Genomic DNA, 11,678 nt, shown 5'->3' with positions numbered 1-11,678 from the left:
TTTTAGCAGATCGAGCAATTTTTCGAGGTGCCCATTAAAGTCTAAGATTATACTTAGCCATTAGAAGTTTATATATTGCAAGTGAGTAGAGTGTTAGGACATTTTGCCTCTGAGAAGCCTGTGAACCAAGGGACTCCCATTTGGAAGTATCCTAATCACATCTTCATCTGCAATATATGTTCGTCTTGGTTTTTGGCTCATTTGGACATTCTCCTTCATTGGCGATTCTTGGAGTTTGTCCACTTTTTTCAGTCAGGGTCAACCTAACGACACTCCTCTGCTAGAGCAGACTCTATGGGTACTCCATCAATCTCTAAGACTGCCTCTTCTCGTTTTTCGAGCAATTGACAGAGGCTTTGCTCTAGGGGCATCTCGTCCTCTTCTTGTCCTTGCAAAATGGTGGATAGGTTAGAGGGTAGGGGTAAATCCGTCGAAGTAAAAATGATCGGGGAGGGAGAGACTGAGCTAGTTGGAGGCGTTGACAGTGGTGGTAAAGATGGTACAGCAGGTACATTGACCGTCGGTGCGATCGCGGTTGAAAGAATGACCGGAGAATTGGATGTAACCGGAGGTAAAAGAGGTGCTGCCACACGATAAACAAAACCATTCCCAGCAAACCCTGGTGGTGTGGGGTAGGTCGTACTAAACTGTTGTCCTCCTCCCAAGACTGACCAGCCATTCACATTTCCTTGGGGACTGGTGGAATAGACTAGCCAACGACCTGACGTAGACTGGAGGGCATTGGCTCCGGCATTGTTAATAAAGTTTTCAGTCGCTATGAGCGTAACATTATTGTCAGCATTAATCCCTTGATTGAGAGTAATATCGCCTCCCGCTTGGAGAAGAACGGTATCTGCATTTTCAATACCATTGGGGTTCACGGTATCAATGGTTAGATTGGTTGCTGTTAACACCGTTAAATTACCCGTTGTATCGGCGGCCAGGGTTTGAATTTGGTTATCTGAATGATTCAGAAGGGTATTGCCCGACCCTAAAATTGCCAAGTTTTGCGTTGTTAGGCTGCCCGATTGAGTTAAATCCCCTTGTGTAGTAATGCTCAGAGTGTTGGCGATCGCTGATGTAGTTAACTCCAGAGCATTTTGATCGACAATCGTGGCATTGGCAGCAGTTATTCCCAAGGTATTGAAATCATTTCCGGCATCATCAAGTGTGATGTTATGGGTTCCGGTATTGAACGTTGTGGCTCCAGTGACGCTCACGGCTGTCGCTGTTGATTGAGTTAAATCACCTCCGCTGGTCACGCTTAAGTTACCGGTCAGGGTGGATGCGGCTAACTCCAATTCGTTCGTATCTTGGATCGCGGCATTGGCGGCAGTTAATCCCAGGACATTAAAGTCATTATTAACATTGTCCAGCGTAATATCATTAGCTCCCACATTGAGCGTTGTCGTACCACCTGCTGAGATCGCCCCCGACTGGGTGAGGTTTCCACCCGTCGTAATAGTTAGATTGTCACCAGTTGTAACTCCTGCCAGTTGAGTAGCTTGGTTATTTTGCAGACTAATGTTCCCGCCTGTGACTCCGGTGTCGAGGCTAACGGCTCCTGTGAGTTGATTTGCGTGAGTACTCAGATCAATCGTGCCACCCATGGCTGTAAAGTTGCTGGTTCCACTAACTTCAAGGATTCCGGTTTGACTAATACTTGCAGTGCCGCCACCCACAATCCCTTGACTGAGACCTGCCATATTCGTATTAAAGCGAATCTCACCCCCTAAATTATTATTCCCTCCTAGGGTAATTGCATTCCCGTTATGGCTATTGGTGTAGCCTGTGGTGGTTGTGCCATCAATACTGGTCATACTGAGATTGCCGGTGATAGTTTGCCCTGCTAGGGTGATGGGTCCCACTTGGGAACGGATCAGATCTCCAGCAGAAGTGGTTGCGGTGAGGTCAAGGAGAAGATTATCAGGGTTAGATAGGGTGACAGTTGCGCCATTAAGATTGGTGGTGCCTGCTACTTTCAAGAAGCCGCTTTGGGTAATTGCTCCCGTAGAGGTTAGGGTAAAGTTGCCGCCAATTGTGGAGTTGCCCAGATTGGTGTTGGTTGTATTGTTAGCGGAAACCGTACCAACATTGGCTTGAGTACTTTCAAAACTAGCGATGCCAGTACTGGTGAGTGTGCCGCCGGTTTGCCCAATCATGCCCCCGGTTGCTGTTATATCCTCGGTGCCAGTAGAAATGATGCCGTTAAAGGTGAGGCTACCGGGAGTCATTAGGGTGAGGGAACTGTTGCCTGTAGTTAAATTACCGATGGTTAAAGCAACTGAATTGGTGTAGCTAATTGCTCCGGTGGTATTGCCCGTTAGGGTGTTAATGGCATTACTGGTATGGGTGAGCGTAAAATTGCCTGCACCTAATAAGTCTAAGCTTGTGGCACTAAGGGCTTGAGTTTGGGTGACGGCTCCCCCTGCATTGAGGGTGATTGCCCCTTGAGACGCTAAACCATTCGTTGTGCCAACTGTGCCAATCGCAAATCCACCACTATCTCGATAGCTAATTGCTCCGGTGGTATTACCCGCTAGGGTGGTAATAGCATTGGTTGCACTACTAAGGGTAAAATTGCCGGCTCCGAGAAGTTCTAAGCCAGTTGCTTGCAGCGACGAACTAGCATTTTGGCTAACATTCGCTGGGGAATTAATATGCAGATTGCCTGTAGTGTTGACGGTGAGATCATTTAGGGTGATGACATTATTGGTAGAAATAAGGGAAATATTGCCGCTTGTACCATTCCCAATCCGGTTACTACTACTTAAAGTCAGAATTGCTGCTCCATTGGCTCCAGTTCCGGTATAGGTAATATTGCCAGAAGTACTACTGACTTGGGCGCCGCTTTGTTGACTAATCCCGTAATTATTTGCTCCGTTCCCTCGTCCCTCTCCCGTCAGGGCGATCGCCCCATCTTCACTCGTAATTCGAGCACTTCCATTGAGAAGGTAAATACCAAAATTATTATTTGTGCCATTGCCACCTATGCCTTCGTAGATAACGGTACCATTCCCCGTTGTAGTCACTTGAGCATTACTTTGATAAATTCCAAAGTTTTGAGTGCCATTACCTTGACCTGTCCCAGTAACAGTAATATTTCCTCCCTGCGTACTGCTAACACTGGTATTGGTTCCATCTAGATAAATACCGTGGTTGCTACCTGTACCATTCCCGCCTGTGCCCTCATAGGTAATGTTGCCAGAAGTACTACTGACTTGGGCACCACTTTCTTGACTAATACCGCGATTAGATGTTTCGTTCCCTTGTCCCATTCCGGTCAGGGCAATCGTGCCATTCCCACTAGCAATAGTTGTATTTGCTCCGTTTAGAAGAATACCGAAGTTGTTACTTATGCCATTACCGCCCGTTCCTTCATAGGTAATATTGCCAGACGTACTACTGACTTGGGCTGCACCCAGTTGATAAATGCCGTAACTTCCTGTTCCATTCCCTTGTCCCATTCCAGTTAGGGCGATCGCCCCATTCCCACTACTAATTTGTGTATTTGTTCCGTTTAGAAGAATACCGAAGTTGTTACTTGTGCCATTCCCGCCCGTTCCTTCATAGGTAATATTGCCAGACGTACTACTGACTTGGGCACCGCTTTCTTGACTAATACCGCGATTAGATGCTCCGTTACCTTGTCCGGTTCCCGTCAGGGCGATCGTGCCACTCCCACTGGTAATAGCCGTACTTGCTCCGGTTAGAAAAATACCGTGGTTATTACCTGTGCCATTACCGCCCGTGCCTTCATAGGTGATGTTGCCAGACGTGGTGCTGACCTGGGCTGCACTTGTTTGCAAAATTCCATAGTTATCAGAAGTTGTTCCTTGCCCGTCACCCGTAAAGGTAATGGCTCCAGTCTCACTCCGAACAGATGTATTGGTTCCTGTTAGAAAAATGCCATGATTGCCAGTAAAAAAGCCCCCTCCGGTTCCATTACCGCCCGTTCCGGTATAGGTAATATTTCCGCTGGTACTACTGACTTGGGCTGCACCCAGTTGATAAATGCCGTAGTTTCCTGTTCCATTCCCTCGTCCAGTTCCAGTCAGGGAGATCGCCCCATTCCCACTAGCAATAGTTGTATTTGCTCCGTTTAGAAGAATACCGTAGTTAAAGGATGTGCCATTACCACCTGTGCCCTCATAGGTAATGTTGCCAGAAGTGGTGCTGACTTGGGCTGCATTCACTTGAAAAATGCCGTAACTTCCTGTTCCATTCCCTTGTCCCATTCCAGTTAAGGCGATCGCCCCATTCCCACTACTAATTTGTGTATTTGTTCCGTTTAGAAGAATACCGAAGTTGTTACTTGTGCCATTCCCGCCCGTTCCTTCATAGGTAATATTGCCAGACGTACTACTGACTTGGGCACCGCTTTCTTGACTAATACCGCGATTAGATGCTCCGTTACCTTGTCCGGTTCCCGTCAGGGCGATCGTGCCACTCCCACTGGTAATAGCCGTACTTGCTCCGGTTAGAAAAATACCGTAGTTATTACCTGTGCCATTACCGCCCATGCCTTCATAGGTGATGTTGCCAGAAGTACTCCTGACCTGGGCTGCACTTGTTTGCAAAATCCCATAGTTATCAGAAGTTGTTCCTTGCCCGTCACCCGTAAAGGTAATGACTCCAGTCTCACTCCGAACAGATGTATTGGTTCCTGTTAGAAAAATGCCATGATTGCCAGTAAAAAAGCCCCCTCCGGTTCCATTACCGCCCGTTCCGGCCCGTTCCGGTATAGGTAATATTTCCGCTGGTACTACTGACTTGGGCTGCACCCAGTTGATAAATGCCGTAGTTTCCTGTTCCATTTCCGCTACCGGTTCCAGTTAGGGCGATCGCCCCATCTTCGCTCGTAATCCAAGCACTTCCATTGAGAAGGAAAATACCAAAATTACTATTTGTGCCATTGCCACCTATGCCTTCGTAGGTAACGGTACCATTCCCCGTTGTAGTCACTTGGGCATTGTTTTGGTAAATACCGTGGTTACCTGTACCATTACCTTGACCTGTCCCAGTAACAGTAATATTTCCTCCCTGCGTACTGCGAACACTGGTATTTGTTCCATCTAGTAAAATACCGTAGTTGTTATTTATGCCGCTGCCGCCCGTGCCCTCATAGGTAATATTGCCAGAAGTGCTGCTGACTTGAGCACTATCGCGTTGCAAAATTCCATAGTTATCAGAGGTTGTTCCTTGCCCGTCACCGGTAAAGGTAATGGCTCCACTCTCACTCCGAACAGATGTATTGGCTCCTGTTAGGTAAATACCGTGATTGCCAAGAAAAAAATTCCCGCCTGTTCCATTGCCACCTGTACCGGTATAGGTAATATTTCCACTGGTACTACTGACTTGGGCTGCACCCAGTTGATAAATGCCGTAGTTTCCTGTTCCGTTCCCTCGCCCAGTTCCAGTTAGGGAGATCGCCCCATCTTCACTCGTAATCCGAGCACTTCCATTGAGAAGGTAAATACCAATATTATTATTTGTGCCATTGCCACCCATGCCTTCATAGGTAACGGTACCATTCCCTGTTGTAGTTACTTGAGCATTGCTTTGATAAATTCCAAAGTTTTGAGTGCCATTACCTTGACCTGTCCCAGTAACAGTAATATTTCCTCCCTGCGTACTGCGCACACTGGTATTTGTTCCATCTAGTAAAATACCGTGGTTGCTACCTGTGCCATTACCGCCCGTTCCTTCATAGGTAATATTGCCAGACGTACTACTGACTTGGGCTGCACTCAATTGATAAATGCCGTGGTTTCCTGTTTCATTTCCTTGCCCAGTTCCAGTTAGGGAGATCGCCCCATTCCCACTACTAATTTGTGTATTTGTTCCGTTTAGAAGAATACCGAAGTTGTTACTTATGCCATTACCGCCCGTTCCTTCATAGGTAATATTGCCAGACGTACTACTGACTTGGGCTGCACCCAGTTGATAAATGCCGTAGTTTCCTGTTCCATTCCCTCCTCCGATTCCGGTTAGGGCGATCGCCCCGTCTTCACTCGTAATCCGAGCACTTCCATTGAGAAGGTAAATACCAAAATTACTATTTGTGCCATTGCCACCTATGCCTTCGTAGGTAACGGTACCATTCCCCGTTGTAGTTACTTGAGCATTGCTTTGATAAATTCCAAAGTTTTGAGTGCCATTACCTTGACCTGTCCCAGTAACAGTAATATTTCCTCCCAGCGTACTGCGCACACTGGTATTTGCATCGTTTATAAAAATACCGTAGTTGTTATTTGTGCCGCTGCCGCCCGTGCCCTCATAGGTAATATTGCCAGAAGTACTACTGACTTGGGCACTATCTCGTTGAAAAATTCCGTAGTTATCAGAAGTTGTTCCTTGCCCGTCACCCGTAAAGGTAATGGCTCCCGTCCCACTCCGAACAGATGTATTGGCTCCTGTTAGGTAAATACCATGATTGCCAAGAGCAAAATTCCCGCCTGTTCCATTGCCACCCGTGCCGGTATAGGTGATATTTCCACTGGTACTAATGACTTGGGCTGCACCCAGTTGATAAATGCCGTAGTTTCCTGTTCCATTACCTTGCCCAGCTCCAGTCAGGGCGATCGCCCCCCCTTGACTGCTAATGCGTGTATTGAGGTCAGTCAAAAGAATACCGTAGTTGTTATTTGTGCCATCGCCGCCCGTACCAGCATAGGTGATGGTACCATTCCCTGTTGTAATAACTCGGGCTTCACCGAATTGATAAATGCCGTAGTTAACTATTCCATTACCTTGTCCAGTTCCCGTCAAGGCGATTGCCCCATCATCACTGCTAATAGTGGCATTGGCTCCAAATAAAACAATGCCGTGGTTACTACTTGTGCCATTTCCGCCTGTGCCAGAATAGGTAATGTTGCCACTGGTCGTACTTACTTGGGCATCCTGTTGAGAAATACCGCTGTTACCTGAACCATTACCTCGTCCCATTCCGGTCAGGGCGATCGCCCCGGATGTACTGGTAATTGTTGTATTTGCTCCAGTTATAACAATACCGCGGTTATTATTTGTGCCATTGCCACCTGTGCCGGAATAGTTGATGTTGCCACTACCCGTAGTGCTGACTTGGGCACTCTCCTGTTGAAAAATTCCGTAGTTATCAGAAGTTGTTCCTTGCCCGGCACCCGTAAAGGTAATGGCTCCTGTCCCACTCTGAACAGATGTATTGGCTCCTGTTAAGTAAATACCATGATTACCAAGATTAAAATTCCCTCCCGTTCCATTGCCACCCGTGCCAGTATAGGTAATAGTTCCACCAGTACTACTGACTTGGGCTGCATCCAGTTGATAAATGCCGTAGTTTCTTGTGCCGTTTCCTCGTCCGGTTCCCGTCAGGGCGATCTCCCCATTTCCACTAGTGATAGTGGTATTTGCTCCAGATAAAACAATACCGAAGTTGTTACTTGTGCCATTACCACCTGTGCCTGTATAGGTAATGTTCCCAGTACCCGTTGTCTTCACTTGGGCAGAATTCCATTGATAAATACCGTAGTTATTTGCTCCGCTATTTCCACCGTGTCCCGTTAGCCGAATATTGCCATCTTGCGCCGAGAGGGTCGCACCATTTAATTCGATTCCTACAAAGCTGCCCGTCGTTGTACCTGCGGTATTAGCATTAAACACAATCGCATCAAAGGATGTACCGGCATGGGTATTTTCAACCTTAGTACCCGCACTCATCAAGATTTGTCCCACTGCATTCACTGTAAAGGTAGTGTTATTCCCCCAGGTAATATTGGCATCATTAATGAAGCGAATATCACCGCGATCGCTCCCGGAGGTTCCCACTGTAGTAACAATCACATGATTAGTGTCTAATGCTGTTTTGATCGTGCTATCTCGCAAAATCGACCCTGCGCCCGTTGGCTCAAAAGGGCTGGCAGCCGTGACATTTATATCTGTACCTGAGCCACTAATGGAAAGATTGAGGGGATCCAGCAGCCATGTCCCCATATTGCCTAGGGGAGCCGACGTATCGACCCGTGCCATCTCTCCGACCTGTAATACATTCTGTCCAGAGGTTTCTACAAAACCCCCATTACCCCCTAGCTCCCCACCCCGGGCCGTAATTGTGCCATGAAACTGGGTTCTGTTATCAGCCCAATTAATGACTGTGCCGCCATTCCCTTGGGTCACCGCATCCGCATTCATGACGGTGTTGTTATCTACAAAGAGGTTCTGGGCATTAAAACTACTATCCAGGCGATTCGTGCCTGTGGCTCCCCCTAGGTAATCCCCACCTCCCAGAATCGTCCCACCCCCTGTTATTCCCTGGGCATTCAACTGAGCATTGACAAAGGCAACATTAGAACCAAGGACATTAATCTGCCCTCCCACTCCCTCGAGATTCGAGACATCCATCATGCCACTGGCAACCGTTGTTGCTCCGTCCACTGGCACATTCACCTTACTGGGGTCATGAACCAAACTAATCGAACCATCGGCATTGTGTACCACACTATTGACCCGTGGACGATCTTCTCCTCCAGTGATCAATCGCGGTAAATCCACCGCTTCAATCACCCCATCTTCGGGAATCCGATCTGCTGGAATCTCTAAGCTGAGGATCATTCCCTCCTGGGAAATCCGTACCATGCCTGTCTCTGGTACTGCCTGAATTGTGATCATCCCCCCCGGTGCCGATAGGGTTCCGGTATTGAACACCTGGTGACCCATCAAACTTAGGTTTTGTCCCGGGCCAACGGCTAAGTTTCCCTCGTTGACGATAATTCCCGTACTTAAAAACTCAAAGCCGGTGGGATTTCCCACTAAATTGGCGTAGTCATTAAACCCATTAATGTCAAAAATACCGCCGTCAAAATGCACCCGTTGGGCGGTGGAGGCATGGAAGGCTGCTGGTACGTTTAACTGGGCATTGGGCCCAAAAACAATTCCTGCTGGATTGAGCAAATAGAGGTTACTATTTCCCCCCATTACCTGGATTAAACCATTGATATAGCTGACATCGCCACCATTCACGCCCGCCAGGATATTACGTACCCCAGGATTGGATAAAAAGTTGGCAATCTGCCCTTCATTGAGACCAAATCGCTGAAACAAGTGAAATAGATTTTGCCCATCCCTGGAAAATGCACCGCCACCAATGTCAAATTGCTGTCCATTTACGGTAACGACGGTACCTGTCCCCCCCACTGCTGGTGTAATCTGGGCGAGGGCAGGGGAGGAGAAAAAGCAACCTAAAACAGCAATGGGAGTGAACCACCGACGGATTATATTAAACATTTTTTCAGACAGAAAATGAGATGTGAATTAGTATATCAGGGGAATTTTTAACTATCAAGAATTTGTTATATTTCTTTTAATTTATAGTTATATTTTTTTTAATTTATAAGTGACGTGCCCTCCCATTTCACACACAAGGCTACGAGCAGTATTCATGGTTCATGAAGGGAGCAACAATGAGTAAATAAGGCTGTTATCCTGCGGTTTGCCCTATCCCACCCTGTTGCCCTCAGATATTCAATCTCGCCCGGCTCGTCTCTTCCAATTTGCTCTTTCTCTATACTTGACTAATTTTGGCTAAGATAAATGTATTGAATTTCGTACATGAATGATGCAAGGTGGAGTCAAACCCGGAACCGAGCAATCAAGGGGGACGGAAATCGATGCTGAACCTACTACGGCGGCTCGTTTGCCTCTGAGGTTCATGGAGCCGATTCCACTGTGCTTGCATCAACAGCCATTTCCCAGGACGATTCTCTCTGAGCTATATCGTCCTCAACGGGGAGATTCGTTGGCGTTGCCTCTCTACCTAATGCCTGTCTCTGCTGGCTTTCCTTCGCCAGCGGATGATTTTATTGAGCAACGTTTAGACCTTAATCACTATCTCATCCATAATCCAGCCGCTACGTTTATGGCGAGGGTGGCGGGGGATTCGATGATTGGCGGCGGTATCCATGATGGGGATCTGATTATTGTTGACCGTTCCCTGGTACCGAAGGATGGGCAGGTGGTCGTTGCGGTCTTAAATGGGGAGCTTACGATTAAGCGATTGAAATATGTACAGGGTCGGCTTTTCCTACAGGCAGAGAATCCTGTTTATCCTGATATTGAGATTACTGATGCTAGTGCGTTTCTTGTCTGGGGTGTTGTCACCAGTGTGATCCATGCGTTGTAGGGGCTTCTATGTTTGCTCTGGTGGACTGCAATAATTTCTATGTCTCCTGTGAACGAGTCTTTAATCCCAAGCTTCAGGGACGACCTGTGGTTGTTTTGTCTAATAATGATGGCTGTGTGGTGGCTCGCTCTCAGGAGGTGAAGGCGTTGGGGGTGCCGATGGGTATTCCTTTTTTCAAGATCAAAGACCTTGTTGCTGTTCACCATATTCAGGTTTTTTCTAGTAATTATGCTCTTTATGGGGATATGAGTCGGAGGGTGATGCAAATTCTGGCTGATCTCTGCCCGGATTTGGAGGTGTATTCGATTGATGAGGCGTTCCTGGATTTCTCTGGGTTTCAATCTCAACTCTTGGAGCATGGGCAGGTGATTCGTCAAACGGTGCTGCAATGGACGGGTATTCCTGTTTCGATTGGGGTTGCCTCTACTAAGGTGTTGGCTAAGGTCGCTAATAGGATCGCTAAGCAGCAAGCCGGGGTTTTGGTGTTGGCACCAACAATGATCGGTTCAGCGTTAGACTGTCTGGCTGTGGAGGATATTTGGGGCATCTCGACGCGATGGGGTGGTCGATTACGGTCGTTGAATATCACGACGGCTGCTGAGTTACGAGATGCTGATCTGGCGATGATTCGCCAACAATTTAATGTTGTTATGGAGCGTATTGTGCGGGAGTTACGGGGGGAATCGTGTCTTCCGCTGGAGGCGATCTCTAGTCCGCAGCAATGCTTGGTTGTCTCTCGCTCGTTTGGGCAACCGGTCACGACGCTTTCTGAGTTGAAGCAGACGGTGGCGACCTATGTCAGTCGGGCGGCGGAGAAGCTGCGGAGGCGGGGACTAACGGCTACTTATTTAACGGTTTTTGCTCGAACTAATCGGTTTCAGGACAATTACGAGTCGCCTAGTGCTAGTCTCTCGTTACTCAGGGCGACGAACCATACGGGGATGTTGATCGGTGGGGCTTTGCGTTGTGCTGAGGCTATTTACCAGACGGGGCGGTCTTACAGGAAGGCTGGGGTCATGCTTCAAGGGTTAGGTTCTGAACGGGCGATTCAGCAGACTCTTTTTGATTCTCTGGATGATGAAAAGGGGGGGGCGTTGATGGCGACGCTTGACGGAATTAATCATCGGTTTGGACGGCATACTCTTCGTTATGCTGCCATGGGGTTGGAGCAGCCCTGGGCGATACGATGCTGTCAACGTTCTCCTCAGTACACGACGCAGTGGTCTAGTTTATTGACGATTAATGCCTCGTAGGGATACTAGATACTGATGGGGGAAGTCCTCTTCCATCCGTAGCAATACATGAATGATTGCTTGTTTGACCCATTTGCGTAGGGCACTTTCTGTCAAACCCATTTCCTGGGCGACTTGGCTGATCGGCTTGCCTGACTGTTGCACTATTGCCACAGCGTCAGCTTTTTGTTCGGCAGTATATGTTCGTCTTGGTTTTTGGCTCATTTCGACTTTCTCCTTCATTGGCGACTCTTGGAGTTTGTACACTTTTTTCAGTCAGGGTCAGTTGC

General features: G+C 47.8%; 5 protein-coding genes. 2 read left to right on the top strand and 3 right to left on the bottom strand.

Annotated elements, in window-relative coordinates:
• Window positions 1–263: 263 nt before the first annotated feature.
• Complete coding sequence (locus L3556_RS13710; protein ID WP_277867906.1) at window positions 264–4,817, bottom strand: beta strand repeat-containing protein; 4,554 nt, start codon at window positions 4,815–4,817, stop codon at window positions 264–266.
• A complete protein-coding gene (locus tag L3556_RS13705) occupies window positions 4,717–9,261 on the bottom strand; it encodes a beta strand repeat-containing protein (RefSeq protein WP_277867905.1) in 4,545 nt (1,514 codons plus the stop codon). Before L3556_RS13705 ends, L3556_RS13710 begins: the two co-directional genes overlap by 101 nt.
• Before the next feature lie 328 nt (window positions 9,262–9,589).
• Here L3556_RS13705 and L3556_RS13700 point away from each other — a divergent pair, with 328 nt between their 5' ends.
• A complete protein-coding gene (locus tag L3556_RS13700) occupies window positions 9,590–10,156 on the top strand; it encodes a LexA family protein (RefSeq protein WP_422110789.1) in 567 nt (188 codons plus the stop codon).
• An 8-nt stretch (window positions 10,157–10,164) separates the two neighbouring features.
• Window positions 10,165–11,409, top strand: coding sequence for a Y-family DNA polymerase (locus tag L3556_RS13695; protein ID WP_277867904.1), 1,245 nt, complete (start codon window positions 10,165–10,167; stop codon window positions 11,407–11,409).
• Here L3556_RS13695 and L3556_RS13690 read toward each other — a convergent pair.
• The gene (locus L3556_RS13690; protein WP_277867903.1) at window positions 11,386–11,631 is read right to left on the bottom strand and encodes a transposase; all 246 of its coding nucleotides are present in this window, start codon (window positions 11,629–11,631) and stop codon (window positions 11,386–11,388) included. The genes L3556_RS13695 and L3556_RS13690 overlap by 24 nt on opposite strands.
• Between the last annotated feature and the right edge of the window lie 47 nt (window positions 11,632–11,678).

This window comes from Candidatus Synechococcus calcipolaris G9 (genome assembly GCF_029582805.1).
GTDB classification, from domain to species: Bacteria; Cyanobacteriota; Cyanobacteriia; order Thermosynechococcales; family Thermosynechococcaceae; genus Synechococcus_F; species Synechococcus_F calcipolaris.
This window is presented reverse-complemented; position numbering and strand designations above follow the sequence as displayed.

Coding starts and splice junctions, on each gene's coding strand:
- L3556_RS13710 (WP_277867906.1), bottom strand. CDS start 4,817: ATGGAACAGGAAACTACGGCATTTATCAACTGGGTGCAGCCCAAGTCA.
- L3556_RS13705 (WP_277867905.1), bottom strand. CDS start 9,261: ATGTTTAATATAATCCGTCGGTGGTTCACTCCCATTGCTGTTTTAGGT.
- L3556_RS13700 (WP_422110789.1), top strand. CDS start 9,590: ATGATGCAAGGTGGAGTCAAACCCGGAACCGAGCAATCAAGGGGGACG.
- L3556_RS13695 (WP_277867904.1), top strand. CDS start 10,165: ATGTTTGCTCTGGTGGACTGCAATAATTTCTATGTCTCCTGTGAACGA.
- L3556_RS13690 (WP_277867903.1), bottom strand. CDS start 11,631: ATGAAGGAGAAAGTCGAAATGAGCCAAAAACCAAGACGAACATATACT.